This window comes from Paracoccus sp. J39 (assembly GCF_000518925.1).
GTDB lineage: Bacteria > Pseudomonadota > Alphaproteobacteria > Rhodobacterales > Rhodobacteraceae > Paracoccus.
This window is the reverse complement of record NZ_JAEN01000012.1, coordinates 51,634-71,725: the sequence shown is the minus strand read 5'-3', so window position 1 is coordinate 71,725 and position 20,092 is coordinate 51,634. Positions and strand designations below refer to the sequence as shown.

Sequence of the window (20,092 nt, the reverse complement as noted above, 5' to 3'; positions counted from 1 at the left end):
GTTGTCCAAATACCCCCGCCGGAGGCATGCGGCGCCTCATCCCGCGCCCCCCTCGGCATCCGCCCCCGGCGCCGCTGCCGGCGGAATCGCCGCTTCGGGCGGGGTCACGGCGGGATCGACCCCGGCCATCAGGCAGCCCAGATCGCCGGTCGTCGCCTCCTCGGGCAGCCGCTCGCCCATGATGCGGCCGTCGAACATCACCGCGATCCGGTCCGACAGCGCCATGATCTCGTCCAGCTCGACCGAGACCAGCAGCACCGCCTTGCCGGCATCGCGCAGCGCGACGATGCGCTTGTGGATGAATTCGATGGCGCCGATATCCACCCCGCGCGTCGGCTGGCCGATCAGCAGCAGGTCGGGATTGCGCTCGACCTCGCGCGCCACCACGATCTTCTGCTGGTTGCCGCCCGAGAAGCTCTTCGCCGGCAGGTCCGCATCGGGCGGGCGGATGTCGAAACGCTCGATCTTGCCGGCCGCCTCGGCGCGCATGGCGGCATGGTCCATCAGCCAGCCGCTCCGGAACTCGGGCGCGTCCTGATAGCCGAAGGCGACATTCTCCCAGGCGGCGAAATCCATGATCAGCCCTTCGGCCTGGCGGTCCTCGGGGACATGGCCGATGCCGGCCCCGCGCCGGGCGCGGCCATCCGATCCGGAGAGCGGCAGCGGCCGGCCCCCGAGCAGGATCTCGCCCGAGAGCCGGGCGCCCGCCTCGGGATAGCCGCCCAGGATCTCCAGAAGCTGGGTCTGGCCGTTGCCGGCGACGCCGGCGATGCCCAGGATCTCGCCGGCGCGGATGGTCAGGTCGATGCCGCGCAGCCGCTCGACGCCCTCGGCATCGACCATGCGCAGCCCGCGCAGTTCCAGCACCGGCGGGCCGGGCCGGGCCGGGACCTTGTCCACCCGCAGCAGCACCTTGCGCCCCACCATCAGCTCGGCCAGCTGCGGCGGGCTGGTCTCGGCCGTGCGGACCGAGGCCACCATCTCGCCCCGGCGCATGACCGAGACATTGTCGGTGATCTCCATGATCTCGCGCAGCTTGTGGGTGATCAGGATGACGGTCTTGCCCTCGTCCCGAAGGCCGCGCAGGATGCGGAACAGGTGGTCGGCCTCGGCCGGCGTCAGCACGCCCGTCGGCTCGTCCAGGATCAGGATGTCGGCCTGGCGATACAGCGCCTTCAGGATCTCGACCCGCTGCTGGTGGCCGACCGACAGTTCCTCGACCAGCGCGTCGGGATCGACCTGCAGCTCGTATTCCGCCGCCAGCCGCTTCAGCTCGCCGCGCGCCCGTGCCAGCGAGGGGCGCAGCAGGCGGCCGTCCTCGGCGCCCAGGATCACGTTTTCCAGCACGGTGAAGTTCTGCACCAGCTTGAAATGCTGGAACACCATGCCGATGCCGGCGCGGATCGCGGCCTGGCTGTCGGCGATGGCGACGGGCTTGCCGCCGACCAGGATCTCGCCGGCATCGGGGCGATAGAAGCCGTAAAGGATCGACATCAGCGTCGATTTCCCGGCGCCGTTCTCGCCGATGATGCCGTGGATGGTGCCGCGCGGCACCACCAGGTCGATGTCCTTGTTGGCCTGCACCGGCCCGAAGGCCTTGGAGATCCCGCGCAGTTCGATCGCCGGGGCCTCGGGCAGCGCGCCGGCCGCGGCCATTACTGCACCGGGCAGCTGTTGTCGGTCATGTAGTCGTGCACCTTGATCTCGCCCGATTCGATGCCCGTGGCGGCGGCGTCGATGGCGGCGGCGATCTCGTCGGTGATCAGCGGCTGGTTGTTCTCGTCCATGGCCAGCGACACCCCGCCCGAGGCCAGATCCATGACCTTCACGCCCGGCTCGACCTCGGTCCCGGCCTTGAAGGCTTCGTAGACCGAATTGTCCACGCCCTTGACCATCGAGGTCAGCACCTTGCCCGGATGCAGGTGGTTCTGGTTGCTGTCCACGCCGATCGACAGCACGCCGGCATCCGCGGCCGCCTGCAGCACCCCGATGCCGGTTCCGCCCGCCGCGGCATAGACCACATCCGCGCCCTGCGAGACCTGCGCCTTGAGCAGCTCGCCCCCCTTTACCGGGTCGTTCCAGGCGGCGGGCGTGGTGCCGGTATAGTTGATGATCAGCCTGCCGTCCGGATTGGTCGCCTTGAAGCCCTGGGCATAGCCGCATTCGAACTTGTGGATCAGCGGGATGTCCATGCCGCCGATGAAGCCCACCGTGCCGGATTTCGAGGCCTTGGCGGCGGCCACCCCGGCCAGATACGAGCCCTGCTCTTCGGTGAAGACGATGGACTGCACGTTCGGCTGCTCGACCACCATGTCGATGATGACGAATTTCGTGTCGGGATAGTCCGGCGCGATCTTGCCCAGCACCTCGCCGAAGGCGAAGCCGGTCATCACGATGGGATTGGCGCCCGATTGCGCCAGCCGGCGCAGCGCCTGCTCGCGCATGGCCTCGGACTGCATCTCCAGCTCCTTGTAGGTGCCCCCGGTCTCGGCCTTCCAGCGTTCGGCGCCGTTATAGGCGGCCTCGTTGAAGGATTTGTCGAATTTCCCGCCCAGGTCGAAGATCAGCGCCGGATCGGCCAGCGCCGCGACCGGCAGCAGGGACAGGCAGGCGCCGGCGAGCAGGGATTTCATCAGGGACATGTCGGACCTCAAGACGGTTTGCGGGCGAGTCAGCCCGAGATTTCCGGATTAGGGCGCATGGGCCGGAATCCGTCAACAGCCTTGTCCGCGGTCAGAGCGTGCGCCGCATCAGCAGCGCGTCCACGCCGGGCGCGTAGTAATTCCGCCGGTTTCCGGCGATTTCCCAGCCCGCGCCGGCATAAAGCGCCGTGGCTGCCGCGTTGTCCGAGGCGACCTCCAGAAAGGCCTCGTGCGCGCCCCGCATCCGTGACGTGGCGGCGAATTCGGCCAGCAGCGCCGAGGCCAGCCCCCGGCGCCGCGCCTCGGGGGCGACGGCCAGCGTCAGCAGCTCGGCCTCGTCCGCGACGCTGCGGCCCAGCAGGAAGCATTGCGGCCCGACCAGAAGGAAATTCAGCGGGTTGGCCAGCAGGTCGGCGAATTCCGCCGCCGCCCATGGCCGGGGATGGGTGGCAAAGCAGCGGCCGTGCAGCGCCGCCAGTTCCTCGGGCGTCATGACAGGATCAGCGGGCCGCGGTCGCGCGCCGGCGCGGCATCGGCCGGGCGCAGATAGATCGGCGCCGGGCGCGGCAGGTCCGGTTGGTCGCGGCGCGCGGCGGCGATGCGGGCGATGGCCTCGGCCAGCGGTATGGCGCGCGGCAGAAGGGGCGGGCCCGGCGGCAGGTCCTGCGGCGCGGCCTGCTGCGGCAGGCTGGGATGCCCGGTGCCGAAATCCTGCCAGATCACCTCGCCATGGCGGGCGGGGATGGCGACGCGGCAGGGGCGGGGCAGGCCATGCGCGGCGGCCTCGGTCGCGCCGACGCCGACGGCGGGAATGCCCAGCGACAGCGCCAGCCCCCGCGCCGCCGCGACTGAGATGCGGATGCCGGTGAAATTGCCCGGCCCGATGCCGCAGCCGATGACGGAAAGGTCGCGCCAGCCCGCGCCCGCCTCGGCCAGCACTTCGCCAAGCAGCGGGAACAGCCGTTCGGCCTGGCCGCGGGCCATGTCTTCGTGGCGCTGGACCAGCACCCGGTCGCCCTGCAGCAAAGCGGCCGCGCAATGCGCGGCCGATGTGTCGAAGCCCAGCGAAAGCGCCTCAGCCAACGGGCCGCACCTCGGTGACTTCGGGGATGTAATGGCGCAGCAGGTTCTCGATGCCCATCTTCAGCGTCAGCGTGGAGGAGGGGCAGCCGGCGCAGGCACCCTGCATGTGCAGATAGACCACGCCGCGGTCGAAGCCGTGGAAGGTGATGTCGCCGCCGTCCTGCGCCACGGCCGGGCGCACGCGGGTGTCCAGCAATTCCTTGATCTGGTTCACGATTTCTGCGTCTGGCCCGTCCTGGTCGTTATGGCCGCTGGCGGCCGCGCCCTCGATCGCCGGGGCGCCGGACTGGTAATGTTCCATGATCGCGCCCAGGACCGAGGGCTTCAGATGGTCCCAGACCGCCTCGTCGGCCTTGGTCACGGTCACGAAATCCGAACCGAGGAACACCCCGGTCACGCCCGGCACGGCAAAGATGCGTCGGGCCAGCGGGCTGGTCGCGGCGGCCTCGGGCGCGGGGAAGTCGGCGGTGCCGCTGCCCAGCACGGTTTCGCCCGGCAGGAATTTCAGCGTCGCGGGGTTGGGAGTGGTCTCGGTCTGGATGAACATGGCGGCGGGCTCCTTTGTCCCGGGATATGGGGATCGAAGGGCGGGCAAGTCAAGTCAGACCGGCATGCCGTTATCGGCGGCGATGCGGGCGAAGACGAGGAAATTCGCCAGCACATGCGCCAGCGCCCCCGCCCCCGCCGTGCCCGAGGACAGCCGCGCCGCCATCATCAGGGGCGCGATCAGCGCCGCGCCGGCCAGGATTCCGCCCGCGCCGCCCGGCATGTCCAGCCCCGCCGCGCCGACCGCCGGCGCCAGGTGCCACAGCACGAACAGCGCCGCGGCAAGGGCTTGCGCGCCCGGTCCGGGACGGGGGATCAGCGCGCCGCGCCAGAACGCCTCCTCGAGCGTGCCGTTGATCAGCGCCGCCAGCGCCACGGCGGCGAGCACCGGCCAGGACAGCCGGGCCGGCGCGGTTCCGGCCCAGAGCGCGCAGGCCAGCACCAGCGCGGCCAGCGCCAGCAGCACCGCCGCCGAGGGCGGCCGCAGCCGCAGCGACCATCCGCCGCAGCGGGCCACCGCCAGCGCCAGCAGCGTCCAGTAAAGCGCCAGCCCCGCCAGATGGCCGCTCAGCGGCCGCAGCGGGCTTGCCCGAAACCCGTGGAACAGCGCCGCCAGGACCGGGATGGCCAGCAACGCGGCCAGCGCCAGCGGGCGGTGCATCAGGTGATCTGCTCCAGCCGCTCGCGCGAGATGTCGCCGGGCACGATGGTGACCGGGCAGGGCAGGTTGGCCACTTCGCGCGTCAGCCGGGTGACCAGCGGTCCCGGCCCCGCGCTTTCGGTCGAGGCGGCCAGCACCACCACGCCGATCTCGGGGTCGTCATGGATCTGGGCCAGAAGCTCGGCGCCCGGCTCGCCCTCGCGCACCACCAGTTCCGGCTCGATGCCGGGGCGGTCGCGCATCCATTTGGCAAAGACCTCGTAATGCGCCTCGATCCGCTCATAGGCCTCGGCGCGCATGACGTCGGCGACGCCCATGCCGTGCTGGATGGCGGTGGCCGGAATCACCGCCAGCACCTGCACGCCGCCGCCGGTCTTGGCCGCGCGCAGGGCGGCGTAGCGGATGGCGTTCAGGCACTCGCGTGAATCGTCCAGAACCACCAGAAATTTCCGCATTTATCCCGCCCCGGTTGTCCCAGAATGAGCAAAGACTGGCCGAAAGGACACGCTTGCGCAAGTCTCGTGCAGTTTCCCTCTTGCGGTAGTTTTAAATTAAGAGGTGCTATGTTAGGCGGGAAAAGTTAGCCAAAGCGCCGAACGCAGGACGGAATTGTGACGATTCACCACGATTGGGACAAAGCCGACTGCCGCAACCTGCATTCGCTGGGCAGCGTCGATCTGACCTGGATCGCGCGCGAGCAGGTGCAGGGCCGGATCGGCATGACGCCGGGCAAGCGGTGTTTCGACATCGTGCTGGCCCTGGTGCTGCTGATCCCGCTTTCCGTGGTCATGGCCGGGGTCGCGATGATCCTGCTGCTGACCCAGGGCCGGCCGCTGTTCTACGTCGCGCCGCGCATGCGCGCCCCGGGCGAGCCGTTCAACCTGCTCAAGTTCCGCACCATGCTGCTGGAAGACGGGGATTTCGGCGCCACCGGCGCGCACAAGCATTGGCGCATCACCCGCGTCGGCCGCATCCTGCGCCGCACCCGCATCGACGAATTGCCGCAACTGTTCAACATCCTGCGCGGCGACATGAGCTTCGTCGGCCCCCGCCCGCCGCTGCGCGAATATGTCGAGCGTTTTCCGGCGCTTTACGCCCAGGTGCTGAAGAACCGCCCCGGCGTCACCGGGCTGGCCACGATGATCTATCACGCGCATGAGGACCGGATCATGGCGCGCTGCAAGACCGCCGCGGCGACCGAGGCCGCCTATTACCGCCGCTGCCTGCCGACCAAGCTGCGGCTGGACCTGATCTATCAGCGCCGGCGCAGCCTGCGGCTGGACCTGTGGATCATCTGGCATACGGTGATGACCGTGGTGATTCCGCATTGGCAGGGCCGCCGCGCTCGCCGGGTGCCCAGCATGCCGCAGGCGGCTGCTCCGGTCAGGCCCCAGCCCGTGTTGCCGGCGGTGCACCCGCAGCCAAGCGTTCCCGCCGAGTAAGCCGCCGGGAGTCGCCGCAGCCTGCCGGCGCCGCGTCCTGTGGTCTGCCAGCCTTGTCGTCGCTGTCCTCCTCTCGACATCTTCAAGCCCGCCGCTTTGGCGCGGGCCGGGCCGCGGGTGCAGCCTGTTGCCCGCGGGGTGCCGCCGGGTCCTAGCTGCCCACGCCTGCCCTGCACCCGGTCGTCGCCAAAAGGGCGGGCCGCGTCCCGGCATGTGCCGGGGCCGCCGCGTCAGCGCGCGACAGGGGCAAAGGGGTCCTGCGGATAGCCCACCCCGGTCAGGTAAAGCCCCTGCGGCGGGCAGACCGGGCCGCAGGCGGCGCGGTCGCGGGCGGCGAGCGCCTCGGCCACGCGCCCCGGCGGCCAGGCCCCTGCGCCGACCCGCTCCAGCGTGCCGACGATCGAGCGCACCTGGTTGTGCAGGAAGGACCGGGCGCGCAGGACAAAGCGGTATTCGCGGCCCTGCGGGACCTCGACCTCGTCGATGCTCAGCTCGTCCAGCGTCTTGACCGGGCTGTTCGACTGGCACATGGTCGAGCGGAAGGTGGTGAAATCGTGCCGGCCCAGGAGATGCGCCGCGCCTGCGCGCATCGCGGCAAGGTCCAGCCGGTTCTGCACCTGCCAGGCCCGGCCGCGATCATGGGTCAGCGGCGCGCGGCGCGCGATCAGCCGGAACATATAGCGCCGCTCATGCGCCGAAAACCGGGCGTGGAAGTCATCCGCCACCCGTGCGGCGGCCAGGACGGCCACCGGGGCGGGCTTCAGGTGCCAGTTCAGCGCCTCGGACAGGCGAAACGGGTCCCAGTCGCGGTCCAGATCGGCATGGGCGACCTGCCCGGTGGCATGCACCCCGGCGTCGGTGCGGCCCGCCGCGGCGATGCGCGCGCCGGCCGCGAAGCCGGGGTCGAGCCGGCCGAGCGCGGCCTCGATGGCGCCCTGCACGCTGGGCCGGTCAGCCTGGGCCTGCCAGCCCGCGAAGGGGCCGCCGTCATATTCGATCAGCAGGGCGAAACGCGGCATGGCTAGCGGCGCGGCTTTTCGGAATCGCGCGGGATCAGCAGGTCGTCCAGCGTCATCGGCCGCGACAGGTCCGCCGGCTCGTCCGGCTGGGCGGGGATGGCGGGGGGCCGCACCCCTTCGCGCGCCAGCCGGTCGCGCAGCACGCTGATCTCGATGTCCAGGTCGGCGCGGCCGCCTTCCAGCACCCGGGCGCTGCGGGCTGCGAATTCGGTTTCCAGATCGTTCAGGAGCGTCTCGTAATCCTGGCGCGCGCGGGGGTCGCGGGTCTGGGCGTAGAGGTCGGCGAATTTCACCGTCGCGTCCCGCGCGCCCTGCAGATAGACGCTGAGATAGCGGCGCAGGGCCGAGATCGTGTCGGGATTGTCCTCGACATGGCCGAAAAGCGTGCGCGCCGCGGCGGCGAACATGCCGACGCGGGCCTCCAGCCGGCGGTCGCCGGTGCGCAGGATGGCCTGCTGCATGGCCTGCAGATGCGCCTCGCCCTCGGCGACGATGCGCTGGGCGCGGTCCTGCCGGACGCCGTCGATGCCCTCCATGCCCTTGTCGCGCATCGGGTCGGTGCCGAAGGCCAGCCAGTGCAGCATGGCGCCGGCGATGCCGATCACCCCCGCACCGGCCTCGGCGCCCGGGACATACGAGCCGAGGGCGAGGCCGAGCCCGGTCAGGATGCCGCCGAAGAGCTTGCGCGGAATCGCCGGCCGGCGCGCGACGCGGCGGGCGTCATAGGCGGCCTCGGCCTGCAGCCCCTCGCGCGTCATCCACATGCCCGAGGCGAGGCTGCCGAAGGCGATCAGATGCAGGGCAAGCCCGGCCGGGTCCTGCCAGAAGGCGCTGATCAGGAAGGGGACGGCCATGATCGTGACCCAGCGCGTGCGCGATTCCAGCGGATGCCGGACCTCGCCGGGCGCCGGGCGCGCGGGCGGGCGCGGATCGGTTCCGTCCAGCCGGGGCTGCGGCGAGAAGCGGCCGCCGAAACGCTTTGCCATCGCCGCCTCCCTCAGCCCGCGCCCACGAAGGAGGCGTAGAGCGTCAGGCCCATCAGCAGGAAGAAGGACAGGCGCTGCATGGCTTTCCGGGACATGGGCTTCCTTTCGGCGCGTCGGGCGAGTCGCCCGCGGGATGGTCGGGCGAGATGCCCGCGTCTTGCGGATTGCCCGCAGGATATAGGGCGCATCCGGCGGGAACGGAAGGGCTGGGGGCTCTGCCCCCCACGCCTCCCGCGCCCTGTGGGGCGCAGGAGGCGCTCCCCCCGGGATATTTGGGCAAGAAAGAAGCCGGGTGCCGGGCGGGAGGGTGAGCGGAAGGGGAAAGTGGAGCGGGTGATGGGAATCGAACCCACGTATTCAGCTTGGAAGGCTGCTGCTCTACCATTGAGCTACACCCGCATCGCCTTGGCTTGTATCCTGTCCCGAGATGCTTCGCAAGCCAACGGCGGGGGCTCTGGTCCTGATGGCTTCTCTTTGGTCGGCGGGGCGGGCCGGCTTGTGGAGCTGCGGTCCGATCCGTTCGGCTGGGCCGTGATCTTGGGCCAGCGGGGGGCCCGCTTTCCGCGACCAGCGGGAGGCGATGGGTAGCGGTAAAGGCAGCGTCCGCCCACGACCTTCGCGGTGGCGTGCCCGGGGGCGGTAGCATCGCGTCCCGCCTGTCCCGGGCGCGGCGGAGCGTTGCAGAGATGGAACGGCGCCGACCGCACCTTGTCTGGCTGCGGATCGGCCCCGTGGCAGGTCGTTTGCAGGGATTCGCCCGGAAGCCCCGCGCCGCATCCGCTCCATTGCTTCGAATGATCGATCCCCGCGCTTCCGGCCTTCGGGGTGCGGTCGGTCGCAGCCTGTTGCGGGCGGATGGAGATCGGCGGGGCGAAGCGTCGCCACGTCCAAGGGGGCGGGCGCCGTATCGATGCCCTGGACGCGATCACGCCCCGGCTGGGGACCGTGCCGAGGGTGCATGATCCTGGCGGCAGCCAGCCGGGCATCGGGTCGCGAGGCCGTCCGTGGCGGTTGCGGCTGGCGGGCCGGCCGGCCATGGCTCAAGCGGGTTGCCGCCCTTGGAAACGGCCGGGCCTCAGCTTGCGCCCTTGCTTGCCGGCAGGTGGTGCAGCAGGGACGAACAGGCGCCCATGATATGGGCATAGACCAGCGCGCCGGCCTTTTCCGCATCGCCCGCCCGGCAAGCGGCCAGGATCTCGCGATGCTCGCGATCGGCCGTGCCCTGGCCGTGCGACAGGGCCAGCTGGATGCGCAGGTAGCGTTCCAGCCGGTCGTTCACCGAGCGGATGGTGCTGACCAGGAACGGCCGCTGCGCATCCAGATACAACCGGCTGTGGAACTGCCAGTTCAGCGCCGACCATTGCGCGACATCGGTTTCCCGCGCGAAGGCGTCGCAGAACGCCTCGGCATCGGTGAAGGTCTCCGGCGTCATATGTGGCACCGAAAGCTTGATGGCGGCCGATTCCAGGATGGCCCGGGTTTCGAAGATCTGGGCGATCTCGGGCTCGGAAACCGCGGTGACGATGGCGCCCTTGTTGCGCTGGAACTCGACCAGACCCTCGGCCTCCAGCCGCTTCAGCGCCTCGCGGACCGGGATCTTGCTGACGTTGAACATCCTTGCGACATCGTCCTGGCGGATCGGCTCGCCCTCGTCCAGTGTGCCGTCGGCGATGGAATCGCGGATGAATTTCAGGATGATGTCCGAGGCGGTGGGGGCTTTCCCGAGATTGGGGACCTCTGCATCCTTGAATGGCATTCTGCTTCCCCCAACTGCGCGGCTGCACGGGCAGGAAGATATGGTAGCCGATATTCCGCCGCAAGAGGATGCCGCGCCCGGAGAAGGTGCGGGCTGTGAGGACTCGCGAAGCGCGCTTGACGGGGCAGGGCGAAACCGGCAATGTGGTGATGAAAATATCGTATACGAAATACCAACCTGCGGCCAGCCCTGCCTGTCCGCAATGATCGAGGAAAACCAATGCGCACATCCAGGGTCGTGCATGTCGTGTCCTGCCATGCCGAAGGCGAGGTCGGCGATGTCATCGTCGGCGGCGTGGCCCCGCCGCCGGGCGAGACGGTCTGGGACCAGTCGCGCTGGATCGCCGAGGACGAGACCCTGCGCAGCTTCGTGCTGAACGAGCCGCGCGGCGGCGTGTTCCGCCATGTCAACCTGCTGGTGCCGCCCAAGGACCCGCGCGCCCAGATGGGCTGGATCATCATGGAGCCGGCCGATACGCCGCCCATGTCGGGCTCGAACTCGATGTGTGTGGCGACGGTGCTGCTCGATACCGGGATCATTCCCATGCAGGAGCCCGTCACCCGCATGATCCTCGAACCGCCGGGCGGGCTGATTGAGGTCGAGGCCGAATGCCGGAACGGCAAGGCCGAGCGCATCCGGGTCCGCAACGTGCCCTCTTTCGCCGACAAGCTGGACGTGCGGATCGAGGTCGAGGGCCTGGGCACGATCACCGTGGACACCGCCTATGGCGGCGACAGTTTCGTGCTGGTCGATGCGGCTGCGCTGGGGCTGGAACTGCGTCCCGACCAGGCCCGCGACATCGCGCAGATGGGCGTGAAGGTGACCGAGGCCGCCAATGAACAGCTGGGCTTCAAGCATCCCGCCAATGATTGGGACCATATCTCGTTCTGCCAGATCACCGACCCTGTGCAGATGAAGGACGGGGTGCTGTGGGGCAAGAACGCCGTGGCGATCCGTCCCGGCAAGCTGGACCGTTCGCCTTGCGGCACGGGCTGCTCGGCGCGGATGGCGGTGTTGCATGCCAAGGGGCAGATGAAGGCCGGAGATCGCTTCGTCGGCACCTCGCTTCTGGAGACCGAGTTCCATTGCCGGATCGACAGCGAGATCGACCTGAACGGCAAGCCGGCGATCCGTCCGATCATCTCGGGCCGGGCCTGGATCATCGGCACCAAGCAGCTGATGGTCGATCCGGCGGATCCGTTCCCGGGGGGCTATCGCCTGTCGGATACCTGGCCGATGGATCGATAGGGGGCATCGCCATCCCGCTTGCCGGCGGGCTGGATGCGCCGCACCACCCGACGGGGGACGGGCATGGCCGGCCGGCAGGAAACACCGGAGGCCCCGGCTCTTGCCAGGCCAGCTCGTCTCTGGCTCTGTAGCGGCATTTCAGGCCGGCCCGGCGGGCGCCGACCCGTGCAGAAGAAGGGAACGCATTTCCATGACAAGCAAAAACGCCCCGCAATTCCTGTCCTATGAGGATGCGATCGGCCGGCTGAACTGGCCCGATGCCGTCGAGGCGTTGCGGCAGGGCCACGGGCTGCCCCCGGCCGAGATCAGGGATGTGTTCCTGGGCCCGCCCACCGGCACGATGATGAGCCGCTCGGCTTGGATCGAGGGGCTGGGCTACGGCGCCAAGACCTTCACCGTCTTCGACGGCAATGCGGCGCGGGGGTTGCCCACGGTCCAGGGGGCGATGCTGGTCTTTGACGGCGAAACCGGCACGCTGCAGGCCATCGTGGACAGCCCGCTGGTCACCGAGATCAAGACCGCCGCCGATTCCGTGCTGGCTGCCAGCCTGCTGGCGCGCCCGGACAGCCGGCACCTGCTGATTGTCGGCGCCGGGACGGTCGCGACCAGTCTGGTCAAGGCCTATACCGCGGTGCTGCCGGGGATCGAGCGCGTCTCGGTCTGGTCGCGCCGCCCGGAACAGGCGCGGGAACTGGTCGCCGGCCTGGACGGAATCGAGGCCGAACTGGTGGCGGTGCCCGACCTGCAAGACGCGGTCGGAGAGGCCGACATCGTCTCTTCGGCCACCATGGCGCGCCAGCCGGTCATCCTGGGCGATTGGGTCCGGGCCGGCACCCATGTCGACCTGATCGGCGCCTTCAAGGCCGACATGCGCGAGGCCGACGATGCCCTGATGGCCAAGGCGGCGCTGTTCGTGGACAGCCGGGCGACCACGCTCGGCCATATCGGCGAGCTGATGCTGCCCATCGCCTCGGGCGCGATCACCGCCGAGAGCGTGCTGGGCGATCTTTACGACCTCGTGCGGCCGGATGCCCGCCGGCGGCAATCGGATGACGAGATCACCCTGTTCAAGAATGGCGGGGGTGCGCATCTGGACCTGATGATCGCGTCCTGGATCGCCCGCGTCATGGCGGACTGAGCGATGGGCCGGGCGGACGTTCTGCCCGACCTCCGGCTTCAGGGAGATGTTGCGACCCCGCCGCGCGGGCTCGGCATCGCGATTCGCCTGTCCAGATCCGGGCGAGGTCTGAAAATGGCCTCGAATTTGTTCCATCTGGCTGGCTGATGGGCAATATTCAGGCGCACCGCCTGGCGATCCTCTGGTATCCCTCTCGCATCGAATGAGGAGATCGGCATGATGCGTATCTGCCCCACCGCCGCGGGGGCACCGCCGCGCTGCTGGCCGGCTGACATTCCGCAGGGGGCCGCGGCCCCCTGTTTTCCAGAAAGAGCCCGGAGGAGGGGTTCATGAGCAATCAGTCATTCCTGGCCGATGTGAACGAGATGTTCGACGTCGCGGCCTCGCGCTGCGACCTGCCCGAGGGGCTGGCCGAGAAGATCAAGGTCTGCAACGCGACCTATGTGACCCGCTTCGGCGTGCGGCTGCGCGGGCGCATGCATACCTTTACCGGCTGGCGGGCGGTGCATTCGACGCATAGCCGCCCGGCCAAGGGCGGCATCCGCTTCGCCCCCAATGCCGACCAGGACGAGGTCGAGGCGCTGGCGGCGCTGATGACCTATAAATGCGCGCTGGTGCGGCTGCCCTTCGGCGGATCCAAGGGGGCGCTGCGGATCGATCCCGCCGACTGGACCGAGACCGAGCTGGAAAAGATCACCCGCCGCTTCGCGCAGGAGCTGATGGCGCATGAATTCCTCAGCTCGGCCGCCAATGTGCCGGCGCCGGACATGGGCACGGGCGAGCTGAACATGATGTGGATCGCCGACGAATACCGCCGCGCCCGGCCGCAGGACATCAACGCGCTGGGTTGCGTCACCGGCAAGCCGGTCGGCGGCGGCGGCATCGAGGGCCGCACCGAGGCCACCGGACGCGGCGTGCAATATGCGATCCGCGAATTCTTTCGCCATCCCGCCGACCGCGCCCGCGCCGGGTTCCTGTCCGAGAGCCTGTCCGGCCTGACCTGCGTGGTGCAGGGTCTTGGCAATGTCGGCTTCCACGCCGCCAAGTTCCTGTCGCAGGAGGACGGCGTGTGCATCGTCACGGTGATCGAACGCACGGGCGTGGTGCGCAATCCCGACGGCATCGACATCGACGCGTTGAAGGCGCATCTGGTGCAGACCGGCTCGGTCGAGGGCTTTGCCGGCGGCGCGGTGAGCCGGCCCGACATGGGCGCGCTGGCCGACGAATGCGACATCCTGATCCCCGCCGCCGCCGAGGGCGCGATCACCGCCGAGAATGCCGCCTCGATCAAGGCGGCGCTGATCGTCGAGGCCGCGAACGGCCCCACGACCAACGCGGCCGACGCCATCCTGCGCCAGGCCGGCAAGATCATCCTGCCCGACCTGTTCGCCAATGCCGGCGGCGTGGTGGTGTCCTATTTCGAATGGGTGAAGAACCTCAGCCACATCCCCTTCGGCCTGATGGAGCGGCGGCTGGAGGAGGACGAGCACCGGCTGCTGGCGCGTTCGCTGGAGCAGATGACCGGCCGGGACTTTCCCAGCGAGCATGCCCGCTTCCTGGAGGCGCGCAGCGAGATCGCGCTGGTCCGCTCGGGCCTCGACGACATCATGCGCGCCGCCTATCGCCGGATGAGCGCGCTGTGGAACCGCCCCGACGGCAGCTACCCGGACCTGCGCACCGCCGCCTATGTGCTGGCCATCGACGAGGTCGCCCAGGCCTACAAGGCCATCGGGCTGTAGCACTTCGGTCCGGCGGGTCCTGCCTCATCCCGCGTGGCGCGCCCTCCGGCTCGGATAAGCTTGCGACCCGCCCGGTGACGCCCGCCAGCCGGGTCGGGGTTTCCCCTTGGGGTGGCTGTTCGCGGATTGGCTGGTCTGGGGATAGATCCTTACAGCTGGCGATAGACCCGTGCGGTGTCGGCCTCGAAATGCTGCAGTTCGTCCTGCCGGCGGGCCTCGGACCAGCCGAGGCTGGCGGCGGCGATGCGCGACAGCGCCTCGGCCCGACCCCGGCCCAGATCGGGCTCCAGCCCGTCCGGCAGGCGGCGGCGGATGAGGTCGGAGAGGCGCACGACATGTTCGCGGGCTGCCATCTGGCCGATGCCGTCGTCATGGGTTTCAGGCGCCGGAATGGCGCCGGTGGGTTCCGGACGGCGCCTTCCCAGCCGCTTTTCGACCGCCCGCGCCACCTTCCGCGCCGCGTGGCGGTGCAGCATGATGGTCGAGCCGGTGACGGCCAGCAGGCCGGGCATCGCGGGATCCTCGGCCACCTCGACCGGCAGGCTGGTCGTCCGGCCGTCGCGCGACGAGGTCGGCCGCACGCCGCACCAGCAATGCAGCACATCCGCCCGCGTCAGCCGCAGGTCGGGGAACAGGTGGTTGGCCTCGGCCAGGATATAGTCGATCTCGGCGTCCTCGACGCGGATGTCGTCGGGATTGGCGGTGACCTCGGTCTCGGTCGGGCCGATGAAATGGAAATCGCGCCAGGGAAAGACGTAATAGGGCTCACCCTTGCGGGAAAAGGCCTCCAGCCCCTGGCCGCGGAACGCCTCGGGCAGGCGCACCATGACGTTGACGCCCTTGATGCCGATCACCCGGCGCCGGCCCGCACCGCCGCCCGGCACGCGGTCGATCCAGGGGCCGGCGGCGTTCACCACCATGCGAGCGCGGACCTGCGCCCGGCCCTGCATGTCGGGCGCGCGTTCGTCCAGCGTGACCAGCCAGCCCTCGCCCTCGCGCGCGATGGCCGTCACCTCGGCATAGGTGCGGAGGGTGGCGCCGCGCCGCTCGGCATCCAGCGCAGTATCGACGCAGATGCGCTCGGGCCAGGCATACATGTATTCCTCGAACACGCCCACGCCGCGCAGCGGGCCACCCAGGGCCGCGGCCATGGCGCTTTCGCGCGCCGCCTGCGCGGGCGCAAGCCGGCGATAGGACAAGGGCACCCGCCAGCCGTCCAGCGCCTCGACCAGCCGGAAGCCCAGATCGACCAGCCAGGGCGGATAGCGGTCGCCCTTGCGGAACGGATAGTGGAAGCGGTGTTTCGTCAGATGCCCAGGCATGTCGTGCACCAGTTCGGCCCGGCAGCGCATGACGTCGCGGGTGTAGAGCAGCCGCCGGATCATGTCGGCGGGCCGAAAGGGCATCTGCCACAGCGGATAGCGCGCGGCGAGATAGCCGAGACCGGAATAGAGCATGCGGCTGGAGCGCGACGAGGTGCCGGCGCCGATATCGCCACGGTCGACCAGCAGGGTGCGAAAGCCGCGCCCGGCCAGTTGCCGGGCGCTGGCGCAGCCGACCGCTCCGGCGCCGATGACGATGACGTCGCAATCCGTCCCGTCGAGGCTGGTAAGGGCAGGCCGCGTCACGCCGGATCCTTCGCCATGCGCCGCGCCTTGTCGGTCGCCGCCTCCAGCGCCGCCACGACGGCGCGGCTGAAACCTGCCGCCTCGGCGGCCTCGATGCCGGCGGCGGTGGTGCCGCGATAGTCGCGATAGGCGGCGAGCATGGCGGGCGCCTCGGTGATCCGGCCTTCCAGCAGCCGCGCGCCGCCGATGACGGCGGCCTCGGCGGCGCGCCAGGCGATGGCCTCCGAGATGCCCTGCGCCCGCAGGAACCCGGCCATCGCCACGGCCATCAGCGCCGGATAGGCCGCGCCCGAGCCGGGCAGGGCGGTCATCAGGTCGATCTCGGCCTCGCTTGCCAGTTCGTCGGTGGTGCCGATGGCGGAAAGCAGGCGCCGCACCGTGTCGCGGTCGGAATCCGTCACGCCCTCGGCGGCCCAGAAGGGCGAATAGGAGGCGCCGATCTCGGCCGCGGCATTCGGCATGACCCGCACGATCCGGCCGCCGCAGCGGGCCAGTTCGCGGGCATCCACCCCGGCCATGAAGGACAGGACCAGCCGCCCCTCGGCCCGCAGGTCCAGCCCCGGCCAGTCCTCGGGCCGCACCGAGACCACGACCACGTCGCTTTGCGCCGCCAGATCGGCCACGTCCCGGGCCCAGACCACATCGGCATGGCCGTGATAATCGGGACGCGGCCCGCTGCGGTTCAAGAGCACCAGATCGCCCGGCTGGACGATGCCGCGCGACAAGAGCCCCGCGCCAAGCGCCGAGCCCAGCCAGCCGGTGGCGCCGATGATGCCGATCCTCATGCGCTCGCCGCGACGTTGCCCGTATAGGCGTTGATGGCGTTCTGGAACGGGATGACGCCGAGGGTCTGGCCTTCCGGGTTCTTGACGCTCAGCGCCTGGAGGCGGTTTGCCGCCATGTGCTGGAGCGCCTCGGCGACCGTGGCCTCGGGGGCGATGGCGGCCTCGGGCAGGCTGTCGAAGCCGTGCTCGGCCACCATGACCGCGCCGACCTTGAGCACCCGGCCGCGGTCGACATGCTGCACGAAATTCGCCACGTAATCGTCGGCAGGACGCAGCACGATGTCCTGCGCCGTGCCCTGCTGGATGACGCAGCCGTCGCGCAAAAGCGCGATACGGTCGCCGATGCGCAGCGCCTCGTCGAGGTCGTGGGTGATGAAGACGATGGTCTTCCTGACCTCCTGCTGCAGGTCCAGCAGGACCGTCTGCATGTCGTAGCGGATCAGCGGATCCAGCGCCGAATAGGCCTCGTCCATCAGCAGGATCGGCGCGTCGTTGACCAGGGCGCGCGCCAGGCCCACCCGCTGCTGCATGCCGCCCGAAAGCTGGCTGGGATAGCTCTTCTCGAAGCCGGAAAGCCCGACGCGCTCGATCCAGCGCATGGCGGTGCGATAGCGTTCGGCCTCGGGCACGCCCTGCACCTCCAGCCCGTAGGCGGCGTTGTCCAGCACGGTGCGATGCGGCAGCAGCGCGAATTTCTGGAACACCATCGCGGTCTTGTGGCGGCGGAAGGCGCGCAGCGCCTCGGGCGGCATGGCGACGACGTTCTGCCCCTCGATGACGATCTCGCCCGCCGTGGGCTCGATCAGCCGGTTGATGTGGCGGATCAGCGTCGACTTGCCGGAACCCGACAGGCCCATGATCACCTGGATGCTGCCCGGCGCGATGGAGATGTTGATGTCGCGCAGGCCCAGCACATGGCCGTGGCGGGCCTGCAGCTCGGCCTTGGTCATGCCGGCGCGCACCGCCTCGACATGCGCCTCGGGCGCGGGGCCGAAGATCTTGTAGAGATTGCGGATCTCGATGCCGATCGGATCAGCCATGACCCACCTCGCGATGTTTCTGCAGCCGCTTGCCCCAGGCCTGGCTGATGCGGTCGAACAGGATGGCGATGCCGACGATGGCGAAGCCGTTGAACAGGCCCAGGGTGAAATACTGGTTGTTGATGGCGCGCAGCACCGGCTGGCCCAGCCCCTGCACCCCGATCATCGAGGCGATCACCACCATGGCCAGCGCCATCATGATGGTCTGGTTGATGCCGGCCATGATGGTGGGCAGCGCCAGCGGCAGCTCGGCCTTGATGAGCTTCTGCCAGGCCGAGGAGCCGAAGGCGTCGGCCGCCTCCAGCACCTCGCGGTCGACCTGGCGGATGCCCAGGTTGGTCAGCCGGATCATCGGCGGCAGGGCATAGATCACCACGGCGATCAGCCCCGGCACCCGGCCGATGCCCAGAAGCATCACCACCGGGATCAGGTAGACGAAGCTGGGCATGGTCTGCATCACGTCCAGCACCGGGTTCAGCACCGCCTGCACCCGCTGCGAGCGCGACATCAGGATGCCCAGCGGCAGGCCGATGGCGATCGACAGCAGCGTCGCGGCGAAGATCATCGACACGGTCTTCATCGTGTCGTCCCACATGCCGAACAGCCCGATCAGCACCAGGGTCAGCAGGCTGCCGATCACCACGCGCAGGCTGCGGCTGGCGCCCCAGGCCAGCGCCCCGACCACCAGCAGGACAAGCGGCCAGGGCGCATTGGTCAGCAGCCGCTCGGACCAGATGAGGAAACTTTGCAGCGGGCTGAAAAAGCCCTCGATGCTGTCACCGTAGTTGCGGGTGAACTGGCGGAAACCCTCGTCGATGACCCGCTTGAGGTCGCGAAGATAGCCGTCGTCTAGCTGGGGGAAGGAAGTTAACCATGCCATGGTGATTTCGTCCGCGCTGGTTCGGAGGGGAAGGGAGAGAGGGCGGCGTCGCGCCGCCCCCCGCCGGACGGGCCGCGCCTAGAGCGCGGCCTTGATGCGTTCCGCCGCCTCGGGCGTCACCCATTGGGTCCAGAGCTCTTCGTTCTCGCGCAGGAATTCCCGCGCCCCGTCCTCGCCCGTGGCCTGGTTGTCGGTCATCCAGGCCATCAGCTTGTTGACGGTCTCGTTGCTCCAGCTGCGCTTGGACAGATAGTCGACGACGCCGGGATCGGCCGCCTCGGCGAAGGATTTCGACACCAGGGTGAAGACATTGTCGATCGGGAAGGCGTTCGGCTTGGGATCGGGGCAATCCGCGACCGAGGTGCAGCGCCGCCATTCCTCGACATCGTGCTCCATGCCGAAATCGACCGCGACCATGTCGTATTTGCCCAGAAGCGAGGTCGGTTCCCAGTAGAAGCCCAGCCAGGGCGCCTGCTGCTCGTAGGCGCGGGCGATCGAGCCGTCGAGCCCGGCGGCCGAGCCGGTATCGACCAGGGCGAAGCCCTTGCCCTCGATGTCGAAGGCCTTGGCGAGCTGCGTGGTGACCACGGTGCCGCCCCAGCCCGCCGGGCCATTGTAGACCGCGCCCTTCGAGGCATCCTCGGGGGCCGGGAACAGTTCGGGATGGGCCAGGATCTCCTCGATCTTGTTCAGGTTCGGATGCTCGTCCAGCATGTAGCGCGGGATGAACCAGCCCTGCTTGCCGCCATCCGACAGCGAGCGGCTGAGCGAGACGATCTTTTCGTCCCGCAGCCCGGCCTCGACGATCTCGGGCATCAGGTCGACCCAGGCCTCGGGGACGATCTCGGGCTTGCCCTTTTCCACCAGCGAGGTGATCGAGGGCACGGTGTCGCCGGCGACGATCTCGGCGCTGCAGCCATAGCCTTCGTTCAGGATGAATTGGTCAAGGCTTGCCAGCACCTCGGCGCTTTGCCAGTTCATGCTGGCGATGGTCAGGCTGCCGCAATCGGCCGAGGCGGCCCCGGCCAGCGCAGCGAACGGCAGGGCGAGGACGGTGCCAAAGAGATAGGATCGTTTCATGGTTTTCGCTTCCCTGTCGCGACATTGGTCATGCCTGCCCGGCCCGTCGCGGAAGGCCGGGGGCTGATTTGGGTCAGGATGGGGTTCCTGCCGGCTTGCGCCCCGGTCCGCGACGGTTCACCGCCGCCTCTGCCGGGGCAATTCGGATCGCGCCCGCCGGACCGGCCGGACCACCGGCGGCACCCTCTGCCGGGCCCCTGGCGGGGCTGGGCCCGGCCGCGTTCGGCAGGGCGCGGGCGCATCGGAGGCCGGTGGGAACGGTTTCGGGCAAGGGGATGCCTGTCATGAGGGGAACCAGCAGGCGGCCGGCGGCCGCCGATGCGGTATCTTCCCCGTCCGGCCGCGGCCCGGATGCAACAATAGCGGCATGTCGTGCGACGATATCGTCAGCATCGCCGGCCGGACCGGCCCCGCCGCGG

19 protein-coding genes and 1 tRNA gene are annotated in these 20,092 nt (G+C 69.5%); 4 read left to right on the top strand and 16 right to left on the bottom strand.

The features are described 5' to 3' along the window. Nucleotides 1-36: 36 nt before the first annotated feature. The 7 genes from L632_RS22680 to L632_RS0113165 form a co-directional block, all read right to left on the bottom strand. Nucleotides 37-1,656 (bottom strand): ABC transporter ATP-binding protein, encoded by a 1,620-nt coding sequence (locus tag L632_RS22680; protein ID WP_036698215.1) that lies wholly within the window; start codon nucleotides 1,654-1,656, stop codon nucleotides 37-39. Continuing rightward, nucleotides 1,656-2,642, bottom strand: coding sequence for a BMP family protein (locus tag L632_RS0113190; protein ID WP_028713094.1), 987 nt, complete (start codon nucleotides 2,640-2,642; stop codon nucleotides 1,656-1,658). Before L632_RS0113190 ends, L632_RS22680 begins: the two co-directional genes overlap by 1 nt. A 91-nt stretch (nucleotides 2,643-2,733) precedes the next feature. Next, nucleotides 2,734-3,135: a GNAT family N-acetyltransferase gene (locus L632_RS0113185; RefSeq protein ID WP_028713093.1), complete on the bottom strand. Its 402-nt coding sequence runs from the start codon at nucleotides 3,133-3,135 to the stop codon at nucleotides 2,734-2,736. Beyond that, complete coding sequence (gene tsaB / locus L632_RS0113180) at nucleotides 3,132-3,725, bottom strand: tRNA (adenosine(37)-N6)-threonylcarbamoyltransferase complex dimerization subunit type 1 TsaB (RefSeq protein WP_028716944.1); 594 nt, start codon at nucleotides 3,723-3,725, stop codon at nucleotides 3,132-3,134. Before tsaB ends, L632_RS0113185 begins: the two co-directional genes overlap by 4 nt. Next, nucleotides 3,718-4,272 carry a NifU family protein gene (locus L632_RS0113175; RefSeq protein WP_028713091.1) on the bottom strand — a complete coding sequence of 185 codons (555 nt, stop codon included), beginning with the start codon at nucleotides 4,270-4,272 and terminating at the stop codon, nucleotides 3,718-3,720. The genes tsaB and L632_RS0113175 overlap by 8 nt, the downstream gene beginning before the upstream one ends. Before the next feature lie 54 nt (nucleotides 4,273-4,326). Continuing rightward, entirely contained in the window at nucleotides 4,327-4,932 is a 606-nt protein-coding gene (locus tag L632_RS0113170) for a type II CAAX prenyl endopeptidase Rce1 family protein (protein ID WP_028716943.1), read from the bottom strand. Beyond that, nucleotides 4,932-5,387 carry a universal stress protein gene (locus L632_RS0113165; protein ID WP_028713089.1) on the bottom strand — a complete coding sequence of 152 codons (456 nt, stop codon included), beginning with the start codon at nucleotides 5,385-5,387 and terminating at the stop codon, nucleotides 4,932-4,934. The genes L632_RS0113170 and L632_RS0113165 overlap by 1 nt, the downstream gene beginning before the upstream one ends. A gap of 156 nt (nucleotides 5,388-5,543) precedes the next feature. On the opposite strand from L632_RS0113165, the gene L632_RS22675 reads away from it, so the two are divergent. Next, the gene (locus L632_RS22675; protein ID WP_156929420.1) at nucleotides 5,544-6,374 is read left to right on the top strand and encodes a sugar transferase; all 831 of its coding nucleotides are present in this window, start codon (nucleotides 5,544-5,546) and stop codon (nucleotides 6,372-6,374) included. 230 nt (nucleotides 6,375-6,604) lie between these two features. Here L632_RS22675 and truA read toward each other — a convergent pair whose 3' ends face one another. The 4 genes from truA to L632_RS0113135 all read right to left on the bottom strand — a co-directional run bounded on the left by truA (nucleotide 6,605) and on the right by L632_RS0113135 (nucleotide 10,135). Continuing rightward, the gene (gene truA / locus L632_RS0113155; protein WP_028711819.1) at nucleotides 6,605-7,393 is read right to left on the bottom strand and encodes a tRNA pseudouridine(38-40) synthase TruA; all 789 of its coding nucleotides are present in this window, start codon (nucleotides 7,391-7,393) and stop codon (nucleotides 6,605-6,607) included. Nucleotides 7,394-7,395: 2 nt separating this feature from the next. After that, on the bottom strand, nucleotides 7,396-8,379 hold the full coding sequence (locus L632_RS0113150) for a 5-bromo-4-chloroindolyl phosphate hydrolysis family protein (RefSeq protein WP_028711820.1): 984 nt from the start codon (nucleotides 8,377-8,379) through the stop codon (nucleotides 7,396-7,398). Between the two features lie 325 nt (nucleotides 8,380-8,704). Continuing rightward, nucleotides 8,705-8,778: transfer RNA gene (locus tag L632_RS0113140), tRNA-Gly, on the bottom strand. Between the two features lie 676 nt (nucleotides 8,779-9,454). Then, nucleotides 9,455-10,135: a GntR family transcriptional regulator gene (locus tag L632_RS0113135; RefSeq protein ID WP_028711821.1), complete on the bottom strand. Its 681-nt coding sequence runs from the start codon at nucleotides 10,133-10,135 to the stop codon at nucleotides 9,455-9,457. 219 nt (nucleotides 10,136-10,354) lie between these two features. Between L632_RS0113135 and L632_RS0113130 the strand changes: the two genes are divergently transcribed. The 3 genes from L632_RS0113130 to L632_RS0113120 all read left to right on the top strand — a co-directional run bounded on the left by L632_RS0113130 (nucleotide 10,355) and on the right by L632_RS0113120 (nucleotide 14,260). Beyond that, entirely contained in the window at nucleotides 10,355-11,383 is a 1,029-nt protein-coding gene (locus tag L632_RS0113130; RefSeq protein WP_028711822.1) for a proline racemase family protein, read from the top strand. Nucleotides 11,384-11,573: 190 nt separating this feature from the next. Further along, nucleotides 11,574-12,521, top strand: a complete 948-nt coding sequence (locus tag L632_RS0113125) for an ornithine cyclodeaminase family protein (RefSeq protein ID WP_028711823.1) — start codon at nucleotides 11,574-11,576, stop codon at nucleotides 12,519-12,521. Nucleotides 12,522-12,850: 329 nt separating this feature from the next. Then, nucleotides 12,851-14,260, top strand: a complete 1,410-nt coding sequence (locus L632_RS0113120) for a Glu/Leu/Phe/Val dehydrogenase (protein WP_028716942.1) — start codon at nucleotides 12,851-12,853, stop codon at nucleotides 14,258-14,260. A 149-nt stretch (nucleotides 14,261-14,409) separates the two neighbouring features. Here the strand turns inward: L632_RS0113120 and L632_RS0113115 are convergent, their stop codons facing one another. The 5 genes from L632_RS0113115 to L632_RS0113090 all read right to left on the bottom strand — a co-directional run bounded on the left by L632_RS0113115 (nucleotide 14,410) and on the right by L632_RS0113090 (nucleotide 19,673). Continuing rightward, on the bottom strand, nucleotides 14,410-15,888 hold the full coding sequence (locus L632_RS0113115) for an FAD-dependent oxidoreductase (RefSeq protein ID WP_028716941.1): 1,479 nt from the start codon (nucleotides 15,886-15,888) through the stop codon (nucleotides 14,410-14,412). Further along, nucleotides 15,885-16,673, bottom strand: a complete 789-nt coding sequence (locus tag L632_RS0113110; RefSeq protein WP_028716940.1) for a pyrroline-5-carboxylate reductase — start codon at nucleotides 16,671-16,673, stop codon at nucleotides 15,885-15,887. Before L632_RS0113110 ends, L632_RS0113115 begins: the two co-directional genes overlap by 4 nt. Further along, nucleotides 16,670-17,713, bottom strand: coding sequence for a glycine betaine/L-proline ABC transporter ATP-binding protein (locus L632_RS22670; RefSeq protein ID WP_036698211.1), 1,044 nt, complete (start codon nucleotides 17,711-17,713; stop codon nucleotides 16,670-16,672). The genes L632_RS0113110 and L632_RS22670 overlap by 4 nt, the downstream gene beginning before the upstream one ends. Then, nucleotides 17,706-18,593, bottom strand: a complete 888-nt coding sequence (locus L632_RS0113100) for a proline/glycine betaine ABC transporter permease (RefSeq protein ID WP_028711828.1) — start codon at nucleotides 18,591-18,593, stop codon at nucleotides 17,706-17,708. Before L632_RS0113100 ends, L632_RS22670 begins: the two co-directional genes overlap by 8 nt. 78 nt (nucleotides 18,594-18,671) lie before the next feature. Continuing rightward, entirely contained in the window at nucleotides 18,672-19,673 is a 1,002-nt protein-coding gene (locus L632_RS0113090) for an ABC transporter substrate-binding protein (protein WP_028711829.1), read from the bottom strand. Nucleotides 19,674-20,092 lie beyond the last annotated feature (419 nt).